This is a genomic window from Streptomyces sp. NPDC054765 (genome assembly GCF_053612065.1).
Genome location: NZ_JBSHBP010000046.1, coordinates 18927 through 40265 on the forward strand (window position 1 = coordinate 18927; position 21339 = coordinate 40265).

Genomic DNA, 21339 nt, shown 5'->3' on the forward strand with positions numbered 1-21339 from the left:
CCATCCCGGAAGAGGGTCGGGAGCCGACAAGGGCCCTTATGCCTCTTGATGCAGAGAGCATCCGAATCGCTAGGGTGATCACAGGGGCCTACGGTTGACGACGGCGCACGAGTTCTCCGTACGGCGTTGTAGGTGCCCTTGCCGGAAATCTCATCCGCCCTGGTGGGGACCGCTTCTTCGGATTCCCGAGACCTTAGCCGCGGTCGCTCGAGCCGACACTCTCGCGCAGCTGCTGTCAGCACGTCATGATGATCGATCGTGCTGCTGCGACTGGCTTCCTTGGGTATGTCGAACGCGTTCGCGATGCTTCGCCTGCTGCCGATGACCGACCGAGATAGGGACGCGGAGAACCTCGCCCTGCGCCACCAGATCACCGTGTTGGAACGCCAACTCGGCAAGGAAAAGGTCCGGTTCACGCCGAGCGATCGGGCATTCCTGGCGGCGCTGCTGCACCGGCTGCCACTTCACGTCCTGCGAAGATTACGGCTGCTTGTACGCCCTGACACGGTGCTGCGTTGGCACCGCACCCTCGTCGCGCGCCGCCATGCCGCCTCCTGCCGGCCCAAGCGTCCGGGACGGCCGCGCACGGTGCGCTCGATCCGCGTCCTGGTGCTGCGGCTGGCGAAGGAGAACCCGAGCTGGAGGTACAGGCGTCTGCACGGCGAGCTGCTTGTGCTGGGGGTAAAGGTGGGCGCGTCCACCGTCTGGGAGATCTTGAAGGAGGCCGGCATCGACCCAGCACCCGAGCGGAACTCCAGTAGTACTTGGGCCACCTTTCTTCGCTCTCAGGCTGATGCCCTGCTGGCATGCGACTTCATGGAGACCATCACTCTGTCGGGGGTACGGATGTACGTGCTCGTGGTGATCGAACACAACAGTCGCCAGATCCGAATCCTGGGCGCCACCACGCAGCCGACCGCCTCCTGGGTAGCGCAAGCGGCGAAGAACCTGGTCATGGACCTCGAAGACCTCGGCTACCGGGCACGGTTCATGATCCGGGACCGGGACGGGAAGTTCCCCGCCCTCTTCGATGACGTCCTCAAGGACGCGGGGATCGACGTCGTCCTCAGCGGCATCCAGATGCCACGAATGAACTCGATCATGGAGCGCTGGATACAGACCTGTCGCCGCGAGCTCCTGGACCGGACATTGATCTGGAACCAGCGACATCTGCTGCACACCTTGCGCGAGTTCGAGCAGTTCTACAACGGACACCGACCACACCAGGGCATCGATGAGGTTTCCGGCAAGGGCAGCCCCCTGGTCTCCCAGCGCCTGCTCGTCGCCGGACGCCATCCCGAGGCACGGCTGTTCACCGGACCCCGCGGCGGACGTATCTCCACCGCGGTGCTGCGGGACGCCACCCACTGGGACGAGGTCGTCACCTCGCTCGGCCTGGAGCACCTGCGCCGCCACGACCTCCGGCATACGGGGCTGACCTGGATGGCCGACGCCGGAATCCCCTTGCACGTGCTGCGCGTCATCGCCGGACACGGATCGCTGATGACCACTCAGCGGTATCTCCACCCCGATCTGCGGGCCATCGCGGAGGCGGGCCGTTCCCTCAGCGCCCACCTGTCCGGGGCTCCGGCGCCCTCGGAGCAACTGGCCGCGTCTCTGCAGGCACTGTAGGAACCCGACAATCGCCGCAAGGGAAGGGGTGATCTTGGTCCCCAGCCGCAAGGCTCTGATCAGGGGTTTCTTCCCTGCCGTGGTCCCCAGGTGGTCGCCGAGCCCCTGACGGAGCGCTATGCGGGGACGGTCCTCCGGATCGACGAAAGACCCGCTGACCTGAGGGTTTCCCCTGCCAGCGGGCCTTCTCACACCGTCGGGACGACAGGATTTGAACCTGCGACCCCTTGACCCCCAGTCAAGTGCGCTACCAAGCTGCGCCACGTCCCGGCGCCCGTTCCGGCCGGGAATCCCCGACTGACCGCGCACGAGAACAATACCGCATGTCAGAGGGTGGGTGCTGCCACATACCCGCGTCGGCCCGGTACGGCCCGCGGGAGAGAGGCGTACCCGTACTCATGCACCGCCGTCACCGTGCCGCCACGCTACGCGCATGACCACTCCATCGATTCAGCGGCCGACGACCACGGCCTTCTTCGTACAGGCCGCGCTCTCCTTCGGGCTGTCGCCGGCGGCGCTGGTGATCGGCATCGTCAAGCTGCCGGTGGGGCCCTGGGAGCGCGGGGTTCTCGCCATCGGCCTGGTCTTCGTGGTGTTCTCGGCGTTCACACTGGCCAAGCGCATCCGCGACCGCCAGGAGGTCGAGGAGGTGACGAACCGGGTGGACAAGGCCCGGATCGACAAGATCCTCATCGAGCAGGACGTCTTCCACCGGGGTCAGGTCTGACCCCGGTGCCGTGGGCCGCGGACCTTCCGGCTCACGGCCCGGCGCCCGGCCTCAGGCACACGCGCTCAGATGCGCTTGTCGAGCCAGGCCAGCAGGTCGTCCTGGACCTCGTCGCGGTTGGTCTCGTTGAGGATCTCGTGACGGGCGTCCGGATAGGCCCGCCAGGTCAGATCGCGGGTGCCCGGATAGCGGAAGTCCTCCAGGAGTTCATGGACCAGGGTCATGCGCTGATGACAGGGGTCCTGGTCGCCGACGGCGACATGGACGGGCAGCCCGCGCGGGATGCGGGCGAGCTGGCCCGGGTCGTTGATCTTGCGGATCGCACGTACCCAGTCGGCCGCCAGGCCCGCGCAGAACGGGAAGCCGCAGTCCTCGTCGGCGGCGTAGGCGTCCACCTCGGCGGCGTCGCGGGAGAGCCATTCATAGCCGGTGCGGTGGGTGAAGGCGTCATTGAAGGAGCTGAAGTGGCGCGGGATGAAGGCGGAGAGCGCACTGCGGCCGTGCTCGGCGATCTCCTGGTCCAGCTCGGCGAGGGCGCCGTCGATGTCCAGGCCGGGCAGGGTACGGAAGGCGCCGGTGAGGATCAGTCCGGCGAGGTCGGCGCCGTACTCCTGGGCGTAGTCGCGGGCCAGCATCGCGCCCATGCTGTGGCCGAGCAGTACCAACGGGACGCCGGGGTGGGCAGCGGCCGCGTGGTTGCCGATGCCCTTGAGGTCGCTGACGGTCGCCCGCCAGGCGTCCTCGCCGGCCACTCCGCGGCCGCCGGTCGAGGCGGCGGTGGCGCCGTGGCCACGGTGGTCGGAGGCGAGGACGGCGTAGCCGTGGCCGGCCAGGAACCGTGCGAAGCGGTCGTAGCGCCGGCCGTGTTCCGCGGCACCGTGGGCGATCTGGACGAGGGCGCGCGGGTGGGCGGACTCCGGGAGCCAGGTGTAGGTGGCGATACGGGCGCCGTCCGGGGCCTGGTGGAAGTCGGTCTGCATGGCCTGCATGGCGTCGTCTCCTGACTGCCGGGGCGGTGGCTGACGAGTCGTCGGCGCCCACTCTTCCGCGCGGGGCGGCGGTGCGCCACGGGGCGCGCATGGCGTACTTGCCCCGGCCGCCGTACGGCGTGACACGATCGATCGGTTCTTTATCGGCGCTGTGCCGCAACCCCCTTTCCCAGGAGGACCGTTGGACACCACGGACCGTTCCGAGAACCGCTTCGAGAGCTCTTCCCTCCGCCCCTCGCCGCTGTCCCGCCGCAGATTTCTGCAGGGCACAGCCTCCGCCGCCGCCGCTGCGGGGCTGGCCGGTGTCACCGCTCCCGCCGCATTAGCGCAGGATGCCGGAGCGAGCGGCGCCACCCTGTCCTTCACGGCCGCCACCAATGGCGCGGCCTCGCTCTCCCCGGCCGGTGACCGGCTGGTCGCCGAGATCCAGAACGTCCTGTGGTCGCTGCCGCGGGCCGGCGGCGATGCGGTGGCACTGACCCCGCCGGACCTGGAACCCACCCGTCCGGTGCACTCCCCCGACGGCCGCCGGATCGCCGTCTGCGCCTACCGCGGCGGCAACTTCCACCTCTGGACGCTCGCCGCCGACGGCTCCGGTCTCCAGCAGCTGACCGACGGCCCGTGGGACGACCGCGGCCCCGCCTGGTCCCCCGACGGCACCCGGATTGCCTTCGCCTCGGAACGGGGCGGGGACGCGGTGACCGGCAGCCCGTACCGGATCTGGGTACTGGAGGTGAAGACCGAGCGGCTGACCCGGGTAACCGGGCTGCCCGGCCAGGACGGCCCGCATCAGGACGCCGCCTGGGAGGACTTCGACCCCTGCTGGTCGCCGGACGGCTCGCGGATCGTGTTCGTACGGGGGCAGGTGGCGGGCGCGGCGCTGGTCTCCCGTACGGTCGCCTCCGTGCCGGCCGACGGACCGGGCCCGGTGCGCACCGAGCACACCGAGACGGCGGCCGCGCAGGTGATGGTGCCGGCGCTGTCCCCCACGGGGCGGCTCGCCTATCTGCGGACCACGGACTATCCGGGACCCACCTGCGCGCTGGTGGTGGACGGTGCCCCGGTCGCGGTCGACGGCGATGTGGAGCCGGTGCCGCCGCGCTGGGTCTCGCGGGAGGAGTTGCTGCTCACGGTCGGCGGGCAGTTCCGGATCGTCCGGGCCGATGCCCCGCAGCGGGCCGAGACCATCCCGTTCACCGCGCGGCTGCCGCTGGACCGGCCCGGCTATCGCGTCAAGGACTACGGCTTCGAGCGGACGACGGCCGGTCCGGTGCGCGGGGTCCATCTGCCCGCGCTCTCGCCCGACGGCCGCAAGGTCGCCTTTGCCGCGCTCAACTCTCTCTGGATCGCGTCCACTTCGGGTGGCGGTGCCCCGCGCAGGATCGTCCGGGCCGAGGCCACCCGCTACGTCCTGGCGCCGAGCTGGTCCCGCGACGGGCGCGCACTGCTCTATGCGGACGACCGGGACGGGCTGTTCGCGGTGCGCCGCCGGGACATCGCCACCGGCCGGGAAACGGTGCTGGCCACCGGCGGCCGGGTGCAGCCCGCACTGTCACCGGACGGCGGACGGCTGGCCGCACTGGACATGTCCGGAAATCTCATTGTACGGACGCTGGCCGACGGCACGGAGAAGGTGCTGGCCGCCCCGATGGGCGCCGGCGGGCTGCCCGGCCGCCCGAGCTGGTCACCGGACGGACGCTACCTGGCGTACTGCGACCGCAATCGCCTCAACCGCCGTTTCCGCGAGGGCTACAACGTCATCCGGATCGTCGACATCCAGACCGGAAAGGACCGGCTCCACCCGGTCGCCGAGCATGTCTCGATCGCCGACCGCTACGACTCCGGGCCCGTGTGGTCGCCGGACGGGCACTGGCTGGCGGTGATCGTCGAGTCCGCACTGTGGGTGCTGCCGGTGCGGCCCGACGGCACGCCGGACGGTGCGCCGCGGCGGCTGACCGACGAGAGCGCCGACCACCCGTCCTGGTCCGGGGACTCCGGCACACTGCTGTACCTCTCGGCCGGGAAACTACGGCTGATCAAGCTGTCCGGCGGCGCGGCACGGACCGTCCCGCTGCCCCTCGACCGGCGCCCCTCACGCGCCCGGGACACCGTCGTCCACGCGGGCCGGTTCTGGGACGGCACCGGCGACGAGGTGCGGGACGATGTCGATGTGGTGGTGCGGGACGGGCGGATCACCGCCGTGGAACCGCATCGCGCCGCCCGCGCGGGCGCGGCCCGGCGGGTGGACGCCTCCGCGCAGACCGTGCTGCCCGGCCTGTGGGACGCGCACACCCACCCCTGGCAGACGACCTACGGCGGGCGGCAGACCGCGCTGCAGCTGGCGTACGGCATCACCACCGCGGTCTCCTGTGGTGGCTTCTCCTACGAACAGGCCCGTATCCGGGAGGCCGTGGCGGCCGGTGTGCTCGCCGGGCCGCGCCTGCTGACCTGCGGAGAGCTGCTGGACGGCGGCCGGGTCGCGTACAGCATGGGGCGGGCCCACCGCACCCGCGCGGGACTGCGCCGCTCGCTGGAGCGCGGCGCGGCCCTGGACTGGGACTTCGTCAAAACCTATGTACGGGCGCCGGGCTGGGTGATGGCAGAGGCCGCACGCTTTGCACACGAGCGGCTCAACGTCCGCGCCGGGAGCCATCTGCTGACCCCGGGAGTCCAGCTGGGCCAGGACCTGACGACCCATCTGCAGGCCACCCAGCGGCTGGAGTTCGGACACGCGGTCACCAGTTCCGGGCACGCCTACCAGGACGTCGAGGAGGTCTACACGAGCACCGGCTTCCATCTTCTGGCCACTCCGTTCTCGGCGGCCGCGCTGCTGGGTGACGATCCGGCGCTGGCCGACGATGTGCGGGTGGCCCGGCTGATGCCGCCGTGGGACACCGCGGTCGTACGGGAGAACGCCGGGCATCGCCCCACCCCGGCGCAGCTGGCCGACATCGAGACCGAGGTCGGCGTCTACCGGCGGGTGCTGGACGGCGGCGGACTGGTCGCGCTGGGGACGGACCAGCCGCTGGTGCCGGTGGGGCTGGGCTTGCATCTGAGCCTGCGGGCGCTGCACCGCGGCGGTCTCGGTGTGAGCCGGACACTGCGCACCGCGACGGCACTGCCCGCCCGGGTGTTCGGTGCGGAACGTGACCTGGGGACGCTGGAGGTCGGCAAGCTCGGCGATATGACGCTGGTGGACGGCGATCCGTTCCAGGACTTCGACTCGCTGGTGCGGACCTCGGCGGTGCTGCGCGGCGGCCGGCTCTTCGAGCAGCGGGAGCTGACCGGCTCCTTCCCGGCACCGGCCACCCAGTCGCTGCGGGCGGCCGGCACCGACTGGCTGGAGGTGGGCCGGCAGCAGCGTCGTGAGTCCTGCTGCGACCTCTCGCACTGACGCACAACACCCCGCCGCGGCGGGGTGGGAGGCGTGGGGTGGCGCGGCTTTCGGGCCTCCGGAGCCGCGCCACAGGCATCCCCGAACCGGGGGTGGTGCGCATCCGCTTCGCGCTTCAACTCTTCGCTTAAATGCACCCAGTTGATGTTTTATGCGCCCCGCAGTAGGTATGCCAACGGGTATTGCACGGGGTAAGCGAAAGATCACTTTCCGGAACGTTCGCTGGGTGCGGCACTGCCAGTGCCGCCCCGAGGCGAGAGGCGACCAGCACGGGGGAGATCGCGAAAGAGGGGCTCGTCTTGCATCGCTACTTCACGGACCAGCGGCATGAGGCGCTCAGGCACCAGGTGCGGGAGTTCGCCGAGAAGGAGGTCCGCCCCCGGGTGGCGGAAATGGAGGCGAACCGTTCCGTTTGCCGTGACCTGTCGCGTCTGATCGCCCGGCAGGGATGGATAGGCGCGACGGTGCACCGCGCATACGGCGGGATGGGCGCCGGCCATGTCGCCAAGACCCTGATCATCGAGGAGCTCTCACGGGTGAGCGCCGCGATGGGCGCCATGGTGCAGGCCTCGCAGCTGGGCGTCGCGAAGATCGTCCACTTCGGCAACGAGGAGCAGAAGAAGACCTGGCTGCCGGCCATAGCCTCCGGCGACTGCCTGCCGACCATCGCGGTCACCGAACCGGAGTCCGGCGGCCATGTGCTGGGCATGACCTCCACCGCGGTCCGCGACGGCGACGACTACGTCCTCAACGGCCGGAAGATCTACGTCGGCAACAGCCATGTCGGCGATCTGCACGGTGTGGTGGTCCGCACCGGCGAGGGTTCCAAGGGCCTGTCGGCCTTTCTCGTCGAGTCCGACAGACCCGGCGTCCGGGTCGCCCCGCAGCAGCCCGCAATGGGGCTGCACGGCTTCAGCTTCGGTGAGCTGTTCTTCGACGACTGCCGCATCCCGGCGGCGAATTTGCTGGGCCGGGAGGGCGACGGACTGTCGGTCGCGTACTCCTCCAGCGTGCTGTACGGACGGCCCAACCTGACCGCCGTGTCGCTGGGCATCCATCAGGCGGTGCTGGACGAGACCACGGCGTTCTGCGCCGAGCGGCAGCGCTACGGCAAGCCGCTGGCGGACCTGGGCAACATCAAGCTCAAGCTCGGACGCATCCAGTCACGGCTGCTGCTGGCCCGGCTGTCCGCGTATCACGCGGTGCATCTGCTGGACCAGGGGCTGCCATGCGATGCGGAGCTGATGAACGCCAAGCTGGTCAATGTGGAATCGGCGCTGGAGTCGGCGCGCGATGCCATGGACATCCATGCCGGGTGCGGGCTGTTCACCGACCGGCCGGTGGAGCGCTTCCTGCGGGACGCCCACCACATCTTCGCGCCGGCCGGCACCTCCGACATCCAGCTGCTCCGCCTGGGCGAACTCGCCCTGGGGCGGGCGCGGGGCGAGTGGTCGAGCCGGCTCGCGGATCTGCTGCGGCGGGAGCCCTCGGAGTGGCCGGAAGAGGGCGACGCCCCGGCAGACGCCCCGGCGGACGCCAGGCGGAACGGTGACACCACGGCCACGGTGCCGGGCCAGCGCACCGGACCGGTGAGCCGGCGTTCATGGTGCACCCGGCCGTGAGGAGCGGCAGGCCCCGTCACGGGGCCGCGGTCACCGGCCCGGAGCCGATGCCGCGGCCCCGGGCCGGCGTCCGGCACAAGGGCCGTCCGCGCCGGGCACCGGGGCCGGGTTCCGCACCGTGAGGCCGCCTCGGGGAAGCCGCCTCAGGCGTCGCTCTGCTGCTTCTCCATGAGATGGATCTGCTCGACGAGTTCGGCGGCCATCGCCTTGATCGTCTCCAGCCCCTCCCGCCCCCAGGGGCGCGGTTCGAGGTCCACGACGCAGACGGTGCCCAGCGCCGTTCCGGTACGGTCGATCAGCGGCGCACCGAGGTAGGAGCGGATACCGATCTCGTCGACGACGGGGTTGCCGGCGAACCGCGGATAGTCGCACACGTCCTCCAGCACCAGGGCCTTGCGGCGGACGATGACATGCGGGCAGTAGCCGTGGTCGCGGTCCATCACCCGGCCCGGCTGGGCGCTGGCGGGCGCCGGTCCCAGCTCGACGGCCCGGTCCTGGGCGGGCGTGTAGAGACCGGCGAAGTACTGCCGACGCTCGTCCAGGAAGTTGACCATCGAGTACGGGGCCCGGGTGGTCCGGGCGAGTTTGCGCGCGAACTCGTCGAACGCGGGCAGCGGGGACTCACCGATACCGAGGGCGCGCAACCGGGCGACGCGCGCCGGGGCCTCGTCGTCCTGCGGGGTGAGCAGCAGATGACGCGTCGGGTCGTAGGAGGGGTACGGGGCGCGGGAGACGGGGTGGTTCATGGCAGCTCCGGGGTCGCGGCGAGGGCAGGGGTGAGCAGATGCTGGACGAGCGCCACCAGGACGCGGGTGGCCGAGCTGCACTGGCGGGCGTCGCAGACCACGACGGGGATGTCCGGGGAGAGGTCCATGGCGGTACGGACCTCGTCCGGGTCGTAGCGGTAGGAACCGTCGAACTCATTGACGGCGACGATGAACTGGATACCGCGCCGCTCGAAGAAGTCGACGGCGGCGAAGCACTGGTCCAGGCGCCGGGTGTCGGCGAGGATGACCGCGCCGAGCGCGCCGTTGGACAGCTCGTCCCACATGAACCAGAAGCGCTGCTGCCCCGGCGTCCCGAAGAGATAGAGGACGTGCGCGGGGCTGAGCGTGATCCGGCCGAAGTCCATGGCGACGGTGGTGGTGTCCTTGTCCTCGATGCCCGCCAGGTCGTCCGTACCGACGCTGATCTGGGTGAGGAGCTCTTCCGTACTGAGCGGCTCGATCTCGCTCACCGCTCCGACAAAGGTGGTCTTGCCGACCCCGAAGCCCCCCGCGACCAGGATTTTGAGCGCGGTGGGGAAGAGGTCGGTCGAGGAATCCCCCGGGGTGTGGGGGTCACAGTCGTTTGCGAAGTCCATTCAGCACCGCCTCCAGCAGGGCTCGGTCGGTACGGGACGCGGGCCCTGCCGAAACGGCTGCGGGGGCCCGCGCGGTGAGCGCCCCGCAGTCGACGAGGTCGGCGAGGAGCACTTTGGTGACCACGGCGGGCAGCCGTATGTGGGCGGCGATCTCGGCGACGGAGACCGGCCCGCAGCACAGCCCCAGCACCTGGGCGTAGTCGGGGCCCTGGCAGGAGACGGGCCGCCGGCCGGTGGCCATCACCATCGTCAGCAGGTCGAAGTGCGCCGTCGGACGGGTCCGGCCGTTGCTGACGGCGTACGGGCGGACCAGCCGGCCCGCCGCGTCGTCGTACCACGCTTCCCCGTTCTGCCCCCGTCGACGACGCACGGTCATGGTCAACGACCGCCCGCGGGCGCCTGCTGGCGTGCGGGGGTGGACAGATAGGGCCGCACGCTCTTGACCAGCATCGACATCTCGTATCCCAGCACCGCCACATCGGCTTCGCGGGCGGCGAGCACGGCCAGGCACGCGCCCGACCCTGCGGTGGACACGAACAGGAAGGCGGACTCCAGCTCGACGACGACCTGCAGGACGTCATCGCCCTCCCCGAAGCGCACACCGGCACTGCGGGCGAGGGAGTAGAGGCCGGAGGAGAGGGCGGCCATATGGTCGGCGCTGTCCGGGTCGAAGCCGTGGGCGGCCTTGACCAGGCCGTCCGAGGACAGCAGCAGCGCGCTCCGGGCATGCGGCACCCGCTGTACGAGCCCGGTCAGCAGCCAGGACAGATCGGTGTGCTGGCCTGACTGCAGCTGCGAATGCGCCTGCGCACGCACATCACTCACCATGGTTGCGGTCGTCTCCTCGGGGGCGGGCCATCGTGGCATCGTGGTCACGGTCGTAGAGCAGGTCGTGGCCGGCCGGGCTGCTGGTGTCGCGGCCCTGGGCCAAGGTGGTGCCGTTGCCGCCGGCGGTGTCACCGGCGTAGGTGTCGTCGGCGAGGCTGAAGCCACGCCGGAAGGCGGCCATCAGGCCGGGGTCGTGCTCGGGCTCCGGGCCCGTACGCCGTGCCGCGGAGGGCAGGATCGGCTCGCCGCGCAGCTCGGGGACGAGATGTGTCTGCTTGAGCCGCCGGGGCAGTCGCGGGCGGGCGCCGTTGTCCACGGCCGGCGGTGCGGGCGGCAGGACGACCGGGCCGGGGTCGGCGGGGCGATCGGCGGGGGTGAGGTCGGGGGCGAGGTCGGGGGTGTGCGACTCGGGCAACTGCGCGTCGGCCATCCGGACTTCAGGAGTGTGGGCGCCCGAGGCGCGGACCAGCCGGCGACGGCCGGCGCCGGGTTCGGTGTTCGCGAGGGCGGGGGGCGGAGCCTGAGCCGGGATCGGGACCGTACGGTCACCGTAGCCGTGCGACGCCATGTCGAGCACATGATCGGGGGCGGGGCCGGGGCTGGGGATGGCCACGGTCCGGTGGCCGGGGCCGGGCGCCGCCGGGCCGGGGGTATGGCGGTCGTGACGCTCAAGGTGGCCGTGGTGCGCCGGGCGGCTGTCGGTGTCGTCGACGAAGCCGCCGCGGTATCCCCCGTCGTGCTCACGCACCGGGTCGGTGTCCGGCGATCCGGTGTGCGGGGCATCCGCCCCGCCCGGTTCCGCGGCGGCCGAATTCGCGCCGAGCAGCTCCTGGGGCACGATCAGCACGGCCTGTACGCCGCCGTAGATGTTGCTCTGCAGCCGGACCACGATGCCGTGCCGCCGGGCGAGCGAGGAGACCACGAACAGCCCGATCCGACCGTCGCTCAACAGCTCGGCGACATCGATGTGTTCGGGGTCGGCCAGCAGGGCGTTCATCCGCGACTGCTCGTCCGCCGACATGCCCAGGCCGCGGTCCTCGACCTCGACCGCGAGACCGGCGGTGACGAGCTGGGCACGCAGCAGGACCGGGGTCTGCGGGGCCGAGTAGATCGAGGCGTTCTCGACGAGTTCGGCGAGCAGGTGGATGACGTCGGCGACGGCGTGGCCGCGCAGGGTGCCCTCGATCGGCGGCACCAGTTTGATCCTCGGGTACTGCTCGACCTCGGCGATCGAGGAGCGCAGCACCTCCGTCATGGACACCGGGCGGCTCCACTGGCGGCGCGAGACGGCGCCGCCGAGGACGGCGAGGTTCTCGGCGTGCCGGCGGATCCGGGTGGCCAGGTGGTCGACGTGGAAGAGGCCCTTGAGCAGGTCCGGGTCCTCGACCTGGTTCTCCAGCTCGTCCAGCAGCTCGATCTCGCGGTGCACCAGGGACTGCAGTCGGCGGGCGAGGTTCACGAAGACCTCGACCTTCTGCTCACTGCCGCTGGCGTTGCTGCGAGCGATGGCGACCGCATCGATGACGGCGGACTCGGCGGCCCGGCCGGCGGCGGCCACCTCGTGGGCGAGCAGATCGAGGGTGTCCCCCGTGGGCACCATGGCCTGTTCGGGCTCGCGGCGCTGGATCCACTCGCCCTGCCGTACGCGGTCGAGCAGGTCGTACAGATCGGACTGGCTGCGGGCGCAGACCTGGCGCAGCCGGGCGTAGCGGGCAACGACGGCGCGGGCCTCGGCGCCGGCGGCGGCGCCCGCGGTGAGCACGATGACGCAGATCAGCGCGAGCCCGCCGCACAGCACCACCCACTCGCGGCCGGTGAGCCGGGCACCGCCTGCCTGGACCACGAAGGCGGCGACGGCCGTGCAGATGACGGCGACGAGGAGGCAGGGGATGGCGGTGAGCCTGACCAGACGGGACCGTATCGCCGAGTCGGCGGCCGACTCGGGGAACGAGGCCCGGCCGTGTCGTCCGCCCTCACGCTCCCGCCGCCGGGCGGAGGCAGGTACGGGGGCGAATCCCGGGGAACCCTGGGGCCCCGGGGATCTCTGAGCCTCCTGAGAGGTCTGGGTCCCCTGGGGGAATGCGGTAGGCATGTGCCCTCCGGATCGGCCGTTGGCAGTTCGCGGAGCACGCACGCTAGTTGTTGCACGGGTGGGGTTCGGACCCACTTCGAGGTTTCGCTACCCCTCGCCACCTCCTTGAGTGGGCGTCGCGCGCACATCAGTACGAGACAATCCGAACTCCCGTACCACTGAAGGGAGTTGAAACCGACCGGGGTGCCTCTTTCGACGGCTCGTGCACGGCGCTCGCAGGCATGACGTACGCCGGGCGCCCGTTCGCCCCGCTGTACGCGCCCGGCACGGACAACGGCGCACCACCACGGCTCACTGCCCCGGCGGACGCCGGTGCGGCGATATGCCGGGGCGCTCGGCGAACGGTGCGGCGGCAGGTCCGGGGGCTGACGCCGGTGGTGCGTGCGAAGCGGTCGCGGAAGGCGGTGGGTGAGTCGAAAACCGACCTGCGCGCCGATGCGTTCACCCGAATGCGCCCCTCCACAGCTGCGCCTGTCCGTACGTCGTGATCGCGGCATGGCACCATGACGGCGCCCGCCACCGCCGGAGCGAATGGCCCTCCGCCCCGGCATCGGCGGGCCCCGGGGCCACCTCCCGCCAGGACCGCGGCATCGGCCGTGTGAGCGGCCCGCTCGTGGAACTCATGGGCACCGCCGACCTGATCCAGGTGTCAGCGGTCCGCGACGAGGTCCACGTCGGAGGCGGAAACCGCCGGCGGCCAGGCGGGCCAGCCGTGGACGGGGGGCACGGCGATCGCCCGCCACCACGGGTAGACGGCCGGCGGTGCGGCGGGCTCGAACGGCTCGCCCGGCCGGGGGTGGGCGCTGCTCACCCCGGCGTTGCGGGCGGCGGTCAGCGTCCACTCGGCAGGCTCGGCCCACGGGTGCGGCGCGAGGTTGAACGTGCCCCAGTGGATCGGCACCAGCACGCCGTGGGACTCCCCGCCCTGGAGGTCGAGGTGGGACCGGACGCCCTGTTCCGGGTCCATGTGGATGTCCGGCCAGAAGTCGCTGTAAGCGCCGATCTGGATCATCGTCGCATCGAACGGGCCGTGCGCCGCGCCGATCTCCGCGAAGCCGGAGAAGTAGCCGGTGTCGCCGCTGTGGAAGATCCGGTGCTCGGGTCCCGTGACCACCCAGGAGGCCCACAGGGTGTGCTGCGGTCCGCGCAGACCGCGGCCGCAGAAGTGCTGCGCGGGGGTGGCCGTGAGGGTCAGCCCGCCGACGCGGGTGGATTCGTGCCAGTCGAGCTCGGTGATCCGCTCCGCGGGCACGCCCCAGAACTCCAGGTCGGCACCGACCCCGAGCGGTACGACGAAGGCCGCGCCGGTGCCGGTCAGGCCCTGGATCGTGGGCATGTCGAGGTGGTCGTAGTGGTCGTGAGAGATCACCACGACATCGACCGGCTCCAGCTCCTCCAGCGCGATCGGCACCGGGTGCATCCGCTTGGGCCCGGCCCAGCTGACCGGCGAACAGCGCTCGCCCCAGACCGGGTCGAAGAGCACCCGCCGGCCGTCCATCTCGGCCAGCACACTCGAATGACCCATCCAGGTGAGCCGCAGGCCGGAAGCGGGCGGCTCCGCCCCGTCCGCGGCGGTCGGGCGGTACACCGGAATCCGGCCGACCGGTGCCCGGCGCAGCCGTCCCTCCCGGCTCAGCTGGGTCCGCATCATCGGCAGCGCCGAGCCGTGGAGCAGTTGTCGGGTCTCCACCGGGTTACGGAACTGGCCGTCCACGAACTGCGGCGACCTGCGCATCCTGGCCAGCCGCTCCCCCGTGGGCACAGCGCCGAAGGCCGCGGGGCGCAGCGCGGAAAGTCGAGTGCGACGGGGTCTGGAACCGGTCACGGCACCTCCATGGTCGGGGCAGTCGCGAAGTGAACGGGCCGCGCGAGCGGCGGGTTCCGGTACGCCGCGCCACACGGCGCCGCCGTACGGTTTCCGCACCACGACACCCGGACTCTCCACACCATCACCCGCAGACACAAACGGCGCGACCGGCCGTGGCATTCCGGGGAGCGGTGTGACCTTTCCCGGAGGCTGCGGCGGGCGCTTCCCCGCCCGGCAACCCGGACGCGTCCATCGGAGCGGCCCCGCGGGCGGGCTGCCGGGGCGGGCGGCCGGGCGCCGGGCGGGGACCGGCCTGCGGGCGAGCGGCCGCAGCCGGTTCCCGGGCGGGCTCACACCCCTTCGACGACCGCGGGCGGGCGGGGCAGGCCCAGCCGGTGGGGCAGAAGGACCGCATACGCAGAAAGATCCGCGGGGCGACGAGAGGGGTGGGCGGCGCGGTGAGGCAGAAGACGTCCCGGAAGGCCGCGCCGACCACACGGTCGATGGCGGCTCGGGCGAACAGCCGGTCGGTGTACCACGTGCTCAGCCGCTCCCCGAGGCCCGCCTTCGCGTCCTCGGGGCTCGCGTACGGGCGGTCCGAGCCGACCGCGGCGAGGCAGGCGGACTCCGCCGCGCGGGGCACCGCCCGCTGTGCCCGAGCGGTGATCCCGGGGCGCGGACCGCCGCCGTCGGCGGGCGCGGTGCGCCCGCCATTGGGGTGCTCTGCCATGTCCGCCTCGCTCCCCCGCCGGCCCGCCCTGCCGCCGCCGGCCCGCTCGCCCCCGTCCCGTCACCGGACCCGGACCCGGCCCCGGACCCGCGCGCCGTGTCAGGATTCGTACGACCGTGCCGGTGCCCGGTCGTCGTCCACGGAGCCTGATCACTGACGGCCGCAGGCTTCAGCGCCCTCGCCCTCGCCCTCCGTGTCAACGGCCCTTTCCGTCACCCGATTCGGGGGCAATGCCGCAGGTCCCGGCCGTCGCGTGTGAGCGCCCGTGCACCACCGGCCACTGATCGTCGGCGCTTCTTGCGCGTCCTTTCCTCCCTCGTGTCACCACAGTCACTGACATCCCGTGAGGAGCCGAGCCTGCGTCTAGACTCCCGGCAGCGGACGCACCTCGTCCGCAAACGGTCTCACCAGCAGGGGATTCGTCTCACCAGCAAGGGATTCAGGGACGCTCGTGACATTCCAGCAGGTTTCCGAGCCGTATGACGCCTATGACGTGCTCGTCGTCGGCGGGTCGGGCGTGGACACCGTCGTGTCGGTCGGCGCACTGCCCGTACCTCTCGCCGACTCCTATGCGGTACCGCCCGTTCACGAAGGGGCGGGGCACACCGGCACCGGTGTCGCGCTCGGCTGTGCGGCACTCGGGCTCACCACCGGATTCGTGGATTTCCTCGGCGACGACCATCCGGGCACGCTGGTCCGTGAGCGGCTGGCCGGCACCGGCGTCGATTTCCGGCCGCTGATCTCGCCGCATGGCACCCGGCGTGCGGTCAACCTCGTGGCCTCCGACGGCCGTCGGATGTCGTTCTACGACGGGCGGGACCCGCTCGATCTGCGGATGCCGCCCGATCATTACCTCCCTCCGCTGCGCCGCACCCGGCACGTCCATCTGTCGATCATGCACTTCGCCCGTTTCCTCTACGACGACATCGAGGCGCTGGGTCTCCCCGTGTCCACGGATCTGCACGACTGGGACGGGCTGACGGACCATCACCGGGAATTCGCGCTCCGCTCGGACCTGGTGTTCCTCAGTACGGCCGGGGCGGGGGAACGGATCGGGTCCGTCATGCGGGAGATCCTGCACGAGGGGCGCGCCGAGGCCGTGATCGCGACGGCGGGCGCGGGCGGGGCCTACCTCCTCACCCGGGACGACCGCACCCCACGCCTGGTGCCGGCCGCGGTCCCGCCCGGCCCCGTCGTGGACAGCAACGGCGCGGGCGACGCCTTCACCTGCGGCTTCCTCTACGGGCGGCTGGCGGGCCGGAGCCTCGACGAGTGCGCGCGCCTGGGCGCCGTCGCGGGTGCCTTTGCGTGTACTTCGCCGGGCACGCACACCCGCCTCGCCGGGCCGGCGGACCTGCGGTCGGCCCGCACCGCGACGGCGCCGGCCACCACCGCCGCGCCGGCCGGTGCCGGACAACGGCTTCCGGGGCCGCCGGACGCCCGGGTGTCGCGCGCGGGTGCGTAACCTCCGGCCGGGCCCACGGGCCCGGCCGGTCAGTCCTTGCGGCCCACCCCGCCGTAGAGCGCTGTGTTGTGGGCATCCTGCTCGCCGGGCACCGCGCCGTCCGGCCGCCACAGCGGCACCCGGACGACGCCCGGATCCAGCAGGGTGAACGGGCCGAAGAGCGGCTCGATCTCGGCCTGCGACCGCAGACTGAGGGTGGCGGTGGCGCTCTTGTAGACGTTCACGACGCCGTCTCGCACCCGCTCGTCCAGGCGGCCCTCCTCGTAGGACCCAGCGGTCGCATGGGACAGGACGAGGTGGCTGCCTGCGGGGAGCGCATCGGCGAGGGCGGCGACGAGTCCGGCGGGGTCCTCGTCATCGCGGATGAAGTGCAGTACGGCCACCAGCAGCAGCCCCACCGGCCGGCCGAAGTCGATCAGTTCCCGGACGGCCGGGTGGTCCAGCAGCGCCTTGGGGTCACGGACGTCACCGAGCACGAAGGCGGTGCCTTCGGTGTTGGTCAGCCGGGCCCCGGCGTGGGTGGCGACGATCGGGTCGTTGTCGACGTACACGACGCGGGTGTCGGGAGCGGTCTCCCGGGCCACCTCATGGGTGTTGCGCGAGGTGGGGATGCCGGTGCCGATGTCGATGATCTGGCGGATGCCGCCGGCGGCCAGTGCGCGCACCGCCCGCCGCATGAAGGCCCGGTTGGTGCGGGCGCCGATCCGCACCTCGGGGTGGACCTCGATGACACGCTCCGCGGCCACCCGGTCGACCTCGTAATTGTCCCAGCCGCCGAGGTAGTAGTCGTACATCCGGGCCGGATGCGGCCGGCTGGTGTCGATCTCCTCGGCCGAGAAACCCGAGTGCTCCGGGCCCTGGATGTACGGTCCGATGTCCGGGACCTCGTCGGCTGCCGCCACGGGTATCTCCTGCTCGCTCATGCCGTCCTCCGTTCGGTGCGCCGGCACGGGGCCGTGGAGAGCAGAAAGTCGGCGTGGCCGGCCTTTGCGCCCTCGATGAAACTCACCATTTCGCGGTGGGTGTAGATCAGCGCGGGGCCGTCCGGGTCGGTCGACTGACGCAGCGCGATCCGGCCGTCGCCCAGCCGCATCGCCTCGACGCACTCGCCGCCGTTTCCTCCGCTCCACGGCTTGTGCCAGCCCTCATTGCCCAGTTCGTTGGCGGGCATGCCGTTGTAGATGCGTATGCGATCCATGGTTCAGATCTCCTTGCGAAAGCCACCCAGAATGGCCTCGGTGGTGTGTGCCGGCGCGGCCTGCGCACACATCCGGTCCAGGGCTTCCAGGAACTGCGAGACGTCGTTGCGCTCGTCGAAGTACACGGCTCCGACGAGGCTTTCCGCGTAGGCGATGTCCGGGAGTTCCGGGATCGGGAAGCGGAAAATGTGGAAGGGGCCGTACATGGCCGGGTGCGGGCCCGCGGCGAAGGGCATGATCTGCAGCCGGACGTTCGGCAGCGCGGTGGCCTCCATCAGCCGGGTGACCTGGTCGCGCATCACCGATGTCCCGCCGATCGGCCGCCGCAGCACGGTCTCGTCCATGACCGCCCACAGCATGGGGGCGTTGTCACGGGTCAGCAGGGACTGCCGCTCCATGCGCAGCGCCACGATCCGGTCGATATCCGGCGCGGAGGCGTGCGGCATACCGGCCCGCACGACGGCGGCGGCGTAGTCCTCGGTCTGCAACAGCCCGGGGATGTAGTGGGGTTGGTAGGCACGGATGAGGTTGGCTTCGCTCTCCAGGCTGACGAATGCGCTGAACCACTCGGGGAGTACGTCCCGGAAGCGGTGCCACCAGCCGGGCTTGTTGGCCTCGCGCGCAAGGGAGAGGAAACCCTCGATCTCGTCGTCATCGGTGACGCCGTAGGTCGCCAACAGCTTCTCGACGTAGGGGAGTTTGAGGCCGACCTCGGCCTTCTCCATGCGTCGTATCGTGGCGTGGGTCACATCGAGGGCCGCGGCAGCCCTTTCGAAGGAGAGTCCCGCCTTCTCGCGCAGGTCCTGCAGTCGCTTGCCGAGCACCATCCGCAGGACGGTCGGTGCACCTGCCGACCGTGGGTCCGCCACGTCCGATCGCCTCCAACTGACATCAGTGATTGCAGTGTGTCATGCCGTCAGCATCACCAACAGACTGCACTTACGATTCTGCAAATTGCAGAGTGATCCTTGCCATCGGTGACCGACATCGCACATAGTTACGACGTGGCTTCCTCCAACAACGCTCCCTCGTTAGGGCGCTGTGGCGGCTTCGTCGCCCAGTGCCCGCAGGACGCGTTCCACTTGCCCGCGCAGCGCACGTCCGTGCCCGAGGCACGCAGACGCGTCAGTGCGCTGCTGCACGAGTGGGGCGCGGATCAACAAGTCCGCGACGATGTGGAGTTGGTGGTCTCCGAGCTGTTCACCAATGCGGTACGGCACACCGACAGCGAGAAGATCGGCTGCGAACTCTCGCTCTTCGGGGCGCACATCCGCATAGAGATCACCGACCAGGGCGGCCCGGAGGACTCGGCGCCGCATGTCCAGCCCGGCAGCGTGGACAAGGAGTGCGGACGAGGACTGTTCCTCGTCGGCGCCCTGTCCGAGAGCTGGGGGTCGCGCCCCGCCGACAGCGGCCGGGGCCGGGTCGTCTGGGCGGACCTGCCGTACTCCTCACAGGCACACTGAGGCCCCGCTCCGCATCGGCGGAATCGGGGCCTCCGTCATGCCGCACCCCTACGGGACCCGGTCGCCCTACAGCGGCAGCAGATCGGGCCGCTTGGGCTCGACATGGTCACCGGACGACTCGCCCCGCAGCCGGCGCCCGATCCAGGGCACGAGGTGCTCCCGCGCCCAGTGGATGTGGTCCCGCCGCGCCTCGGCGGCCGAGCGCTCCGTCTCCGGGGGCCACGGCTGGTCCGGGTCGGCCGGCACCCGCAGCCCGAGGACCTGCCCCGCGCGCAGCGCCACCCGCGTGTGCCCGTCGGCGGACAGATGCAGCCGGTCATCGCTCCATGCCCGCCGGTCCTGCACCGACTTCAGCGACCACAGGTCCAGGACCGGGCAGTCGTGCCGGTCCGCGATGGCCCGGACATGCGCCGTGTACGTGGCGATCTTGCCGCGCAGATGCTTGAGAACGGGGATGCCGCGGGTATCGAAGCCGGTGCACAGCAGGACCATACCGACCTCCTGCCGCAGATCGGCGACCGCCGCCTCGTACCGCTCGGCGACCGCGTCCGGGTCCGAGCCCGGCCGCAGAATGTCGTTGCCCCCCGCGCAGAACGTCACCAGGGCGGGGGCGAGCTCCTTCGCCCGGGGCACCTGCTCCTCGACGATCTGGTCCAGGAGCCGCCCCCTGACCGCGAGGTTCGCATAGCGGAAGTCCCCCTCGGCCTGCTGGTCCGAGAGAAGGACCGCCAGCCGGTCCGCCCAACCGATGTACGCCCCGTCAGGGCCGGGATCCCCGACCCCCTCTGTGAAGCTGTCCCCGACGGCTGCGTACGACCCGATGGCGCCGTGGGCGCCGTTGCTGAGGTATTTCGAATCGTCTGCCACGTCAGGACATAATTCACCCGGAGAAGTGACCTACGCCACCGTAACCAGGGGTTGACGAGGGGTGATTAATGCCACCAGGTCAAATTCTCCTCAAGTTGGAATAAAGATCGATCATGCCCCGCTCCCCCCGGCGCTTCGCTGCGCATCGAGGCGCGGCCGTTGCGACCTGATTGCCTATTGCATCAATGTCGTATCGTCGGAGGTGCCCCGCCTCGCCGACGAGCGGCGCCGGCGGACGAACCCGAGGAGCGCGCCCGTGACGCAGCAGACGCCGCAGGTCCCACAGGCCCAGCCCGAGCTCACGGAGGTCCGCAACTTCCGCGATGTGGGCGGTCTGCCGACCGTGGACGGGCGTCGCGTACGGGAGGGCAGGCTGTTCCGCAGCGGGCACCTCGCCCACGCGACCGAGGCGGACGCCGCATTTCTGGCCGGCCTCGGCCTGCACACCATCTTCGATTTCCGCAATGCCTCGGACATCAAGCTGGAAGGCCCCGATGTCACGCTCCCCGGCGTGCGCCACGTGAATATCCCGCTCACCGACCCGGCCGACGGCGCGGAATTCTGGACGATGGTGCGCGACGGCGAGCTGGACCAATTGCGTTCCGCGCTCGGCGACGGCAAGGCCGCAGCGCGGATGGCCGCCACCTACCGCCACATCATCATCACCCGCACCGAGGACCACAGCAGGGTGCTGCATGCGCTCGCCGAGGACAGCGTCCCCGCGCTGATGCACTGTGCGGCCGGCAAGGACCGCGCGGGCCTGTCCGTCGCCGTGACGCTGCTCGCGGTCGGGGTGGAGCGGGACGCCATCGAGGCGGACTACCTCAAGTCCAACGATCCCCATCGCCGCTACAAGATCCGTCGTTCCGACAACTCCGCGGTCGGGATGTCGCAGGAGGTCATGGAGCTGCTCTCGCCACTGTTCGGGGCGCACACCGACTATCTCGCGGCCGCCTACGACGCGATCGTGCAGACCTGGGGTTCGACGGAGAAGTACCTCACCGAAGGCCTGAAGCTGTCGCCCGCCACCCGTGAGCGGCTGCGCACCCAGCTGCTGACGGACTGACCACAGCACTGCCCGCGCACCGCACCGTGTCCCACCCCGCGGCCGCGCTCCGGCCGCGGCCGGGACGGTGCCCCGCTCCCCCGACGTCCGCT

Annotated in this window: 19 protein-coding genes, 1 tRNA gene and 2 pseudogenes; 8 read left to right on the forward strand and 14 right to left on the reverse strand. The window is 71.1% G+C overall.

The features are described 5' to 3' along the window. Positions 1 to 258: 258 nt before the first annotated feature. Positions 259 to 1233: pseudogene (locus ACWGJY_RS25915) on the forward strand (integrase core domain-containing protein); the annotation flags it as partial. Further along, positions 1231 to 1632, forward strand: a complete 402-nt coding sequence (locus ACWGJY_RS25920) for a tyrosine-type recombinase/integrase (protein WP_453263277.1) — start codon at positions 1231 to 1233, stop codon at positions 1630 to 1632. The pseudogene ACWGJY_RS25915 and the gene ACWGJY_RS25920, both read left to right, overlap by 3 nt. A 196-nt stretch (positions 1633 to 1828) precedes the next feature. Here ACWGJY_RS25920 and ACWGJY_RS25925 read toward each other — a convergent pair. Beyond that, positions 1829 to 1902: transfer RNA gene (locus tag ACWGJY_RS25925), tRNA-Pro, on the reverse strand. A gap of 163 nt (positions 1903 to 2065) precedes the next feature. On the opposite strand from ACWGJY_RS25925, the gene ACWGJY_RS25930 reads away from it, so the two are divergent. Beyond that, the gene (locus ACWGJY_RS25930; protein WP_453263239.1) at positions 2066 to 2359 is read left to right on the forward strand and encodes a YiaA/YiaB family inner membrane protein; all 294 of its coding nucleotides are present in this window, start codon (positions 2066 to 2068) and stop codon (positions 2357 to 2359) included. Positions 2360 to 2424: 65 nt separating this feature from the next. Here ACWGJY_RS25930 and ACWGJY_RS25935 read toward each other — a convergent pair whose 3' ends face one another. After that, complete coding sequence (locus ACWGJY_RS25935) at positions 2425 to 3348, reverse strand: alpha/beta fold hydrolase (RefSeq protein WP_453263240.1); 924 nt, start codon at positions 3346 to 3348, stop codon at positions 2425 to 2427. A gap of 181 nt (positions 3349 to 3529) precedes the next feature. Between ACWGJY_RS25935 and ACWGJY_RS25940 the strand changes: the two genes are divergently transcribed. Next, entirely contained in the window at positions 3530 to 6742 is a 3213-nt protein-coding gene (locus tag ACWGJY_RS25940; protein ID WP_453263241.1) for an amidohydrolase family protein, read from the forward strand. A 299-nt stretch (positions 6743 to 7041) separates the two neighbouring features. Beyond that, entirely contained in the window at positions 7042 to 8364 is a 1323-nt protein-coding gene (locus tag ACWGJY_RS25945; protein WP_453263242.1) for an acyl-CoA dehydrogenase family protein, read from the forward strand. Between the two features lie 143 nt (positions 8365 to 8507). Here the strand turns inward: ACWGJY_RS25945 and ACWGJY_RS25950 are convergent, their stop codons facing one another. The 8 genes and pseudogenes from ACWGJY_RS25950 to ACWGJY_RS25985 form a co-directional block, all read right to left on the reverse strand. Next, positions 8508 to 9110 (reverse strand): GAF domain-containing protein, encoded by a 603-nt coding sequence (locus ACWGJY_RS25950; protein WP_453263243.1) that lies wholly within the window; start codon positions 9108 to 9110, stop codon positions 8508 to 8510. Then, complete coding sequence (locus ACWGJY_RS25955; protein ID WP_453263244.1) at positions 9107 to 9727, reverse strand: GTP-binding protein; 621 nt, start codon at positions 9725 to 9727, stop codon at positions 9107 to 9109. Before ACWGJY_RS25955 ends, ACWGJY_RS25950 begins: the two co-directional genes overlap by 4 nt. Then, positions 9705 to 10103: a DUF742 domain-containing protein gene (locus tag ACWGJY_RS25960; protein WP_453263245.1), complete on the reverse strand. Its 399-nt coding sequence runs from the start codon at positions 10101 to 10103 to the stop codon at positions 9705 to 9707. Before ACWGJY_RS25960 ends, ACWGJY_RS25955 begins: the two co-directional genes overlap by 23 nt. A 2-nt stretch (positions 10104 to 10105) precedes the next feature. Beyond that, complete coding sequence (locus tag ACWGJY_RS25965) at positions 10106 to 10555, reverse strand: roadblock/LC7 domain-containing protein (RefSeq protein WP_453263246.1); 450 nt, start codon at positions 10553 to 10555, stop codon at positions 10106 to 10108. After that, positions 10545 to 12647 (reverse strand): sensor histidine kinase, encoded by a 2103-nt coding sequence (locus ACWGJY_RS25970; protein ID WP_453263247.1) that lies wholly within the window; start codon positions 12645 to 12647, stop codon positions 10545 to 10547. Before ACWGJY_RS25970 ends, ACWGJY_RS25965 begins: the two co-directional genes overlap by 11 nt. A gap of 343 nt (positions 12648 to 12990) precedes the next feature. Then, positions 12991 to 13099 (reverse strand): annotated as a pseudogene (locus ACWGJY_RS25975) (AraC family transcriptional regulator); the annotation flags it as partial. A 197-nt stretch (positions 13100 to 13296) separates the two neighbouring features. Next, positions 13297 to 14472 (reverse strand): MBL fold metallo-hydrolase, encoded by a 1176-nt coding sequence (locus ACWGJY_RS25980; RefSeq protein ID WP_453263248.1) that lies wholly within the window; start codon positions 14470 to 14472, stop codon positions 13297 to 13299. Between the two features lie 124 nt (positions 14473 to 14596). Beyond that, positions 14597 to 15184 (reverse strand): hypothetical protein, encoded by a 588-nt coding sequence (locus ACWGJY_RS25985; protein WP_453263249.1) that lies wholly within the window; start codon positions 15182 to 15184, stop codon positions 14597 to 14599. A 451-nt stretch (positions 15185 to 15635) separates the two neighbouring features. Here ACWGJY_RS25985 and ACWGJY_RS25990 point away from each other — a divergent pair, with 451 nt between their 5' ends. Continuing rightward, on the forward strand, positions 15636 to 16649 hold the full coding sequence (locus ACWGJY_RS25990) for a carbohydrate kinase family protein (protein ID WP_453263250.1): 1014 nt from the start codon (positions 15636 to 15638) through the stop codon (positions 16647 to 16649). A 29-nt stretch (positions 16650 to 16678) separates the two neighbouring features. Here the strand turns inward: ACWGJY_RS25990 and ACWGJY_RS25995 are convergent, their stop codons facing one another. Genes ACWGJY_RS25995 through ACWGJY_RS26005 form a run of 3 tightly spaced genes read right to left on the reverse strand, consistent with a single transcriptional unit; the run spans position 16679 to position 18675 of the window. Beyond that, positions 16679 to 17572 carry an SAM-dependent methyltransferase gene (locus ACWGJY_RS25995; RefSeq protein WP_453263251.1) on the reverse strand — a complete coding sequence of 298 codons (894 nt, stop codon included), beginning with the start codon at positions 17570 to 17572 and terminating at the stop codon, positions 16679 to 16681. Next, positions 17569 to 17847 carry a DUF397 domain-containing protein gene (locus ACWGJY_RS26000; RefSeq protein WP_453263252.1) on the reverse strand — a complete coding sequence of 93 codons (279 nt, stop codon included), beginning with the start codon at positions 17845 to 17847 and terminating at the stop codon, positions 17569 to 17571. Before ACWGJY_RS26000 ends, ACWGJY_RS25995 begins: the two co-directional genes overlap by 4 nt. Positions 17848 to 17850: 3 nt before the next feature. Continuing rightward, the gene (locus ACWGJY_RS26005) at positions 17851 to 18675 is read right to left on the reverse strand and encodes a helix-turn-helix domain-containing protein (protein ID WP_453263278.1); all 825 of its coding nucleotides are present in this window, start codon (positions 18673 to 18675) and stop codon (positions 17851 to 17853) included. Between the two features lie 150 nt (positions 18676 to 18825). On the opposite strand from ACWGJY_RS26005, the gene ACWGJY_RS26010 reads away from it, so the two are divergent. Beyond that, positions 18826 to 19314 (forward strand): ATP-binding protein, encoded by a 489-nt coding sequence (locus ACWGJY_RS26010; protein ID WP_453263253.1) that lies wholly within the window; start codon positions 18826 to 18828, stop codon positions 19312 to 19314. 66 nt (positions 19315 to 19380) lie between these two features. Here ACWGJY_RS26010 and ACWGJY_RS26015 read toward each other — a convergent pair whose 3' ends face one another. Beyond that, entirely contained in the window at positions 19381 to 20181 is an 801-nt protein-coding gene (locus ACWGJY_RS26015) for an SGNH/GDSL hydrolase family protein (RefSeq protein WP_453263254.1), read from the reverse strand. A 256-nt stretch (positions 20182 to 20437) separates the two neighbouring features. Between ACWGJY_RS26015 and ACWGJY_RS26020 the strand changes: the two genes are divergently transcribed. Beyond that, positions 20438 to 21247: a tyrosine-protein phosphatase gene (locus ACWGJY_RS26020; protein ID WP_453263255.1), complete on the forward strand. Its 810-nt coding sequence runs from the start codon at positions 20438 to 20440 to the stop codon at positions 21245 to 21247. Positions 21248 to 21339: the final 92 nt, after the last annotated feature.

Coding starts and splice junctions, on each gene's coding strand:
- ACWGJY_RS25930 (WP_453263239.1), top strand. CDS start 2,066: ATGACCACTCCATCGATTCAGCGGCCGACGACCACGGCCTTCTTCGTA.
- ACWGJY_RS25935 (WP_453263240.1), bottom strand. CDS start 3,348: ATGCAGGCCATGCAGACCGACTTCCACCAGGCCCCGGACGGCGCCCGT.
- ACWGJY_RS25950 (WP_453263243.1), bottom strand. CDS start 9,110: ATGAACCACCCCGTCTCCCGCGCCCCGTACCCCTCCTACGACCCGACG.
- ACWGJY_RS25955 (WP_453263244.1), bottom strand. CDS start 9,727: ATGGACTTCGCAAACGACTGTGACCCCCACACCCCGGGGGATTCCTCG.
- ACWGJY_RS25960 (WP_453263245.1), bottom strand. CDS start 10,103: ATGACCGTGCGTCGTCGACGGGGGCAGAACGGGGAAGCGTGGTACGAC.
- ACWGJY_RS25965 (WP_453263246.1), bottom strand. CDS start 10,555: ATGGTGAGTGATGTGCGTGCGCAGGCGCATTCGCAGCTGCAGTCAGGC.
- ACWGJY_RS25970 (WP_453263247.1), bottom strand. CDS start 12,647: ATGCCTACCGCATTCCCCCAGGGGACCCAGACCTCTCAGGAGGCTCAG.
- ACWGJY_RS25985 (WP_453263249.1), bottom strand. CDS start 15,184: ATGGCAGAGCACCCCAATGGCGGGCGCACCGCGCCCGCCGACGGCGGC.
- ACWGJY_RS25995 (WP_453263251.1), bottom strand. CDS start 17,572: ATGAGCGAGCAGGAGATACCCGTGGCGGCAGCCGACGAGGTCCCGGAC.
- ACWGJY_RS26000 (WP_453263252.1), bottom strand. CDS start 17,847: ATGGATCGCATACGCATCTACAACGGCATGCCCGCCAACGAACTGGGC.
- ACWGJY_RS26005 (WP_453263278.1), bottom strand. CDS start 18,675: ATGGTGCTCGGCAAGCGACTGCAGGACCTGCGCGAGAAGGCGGGACTC.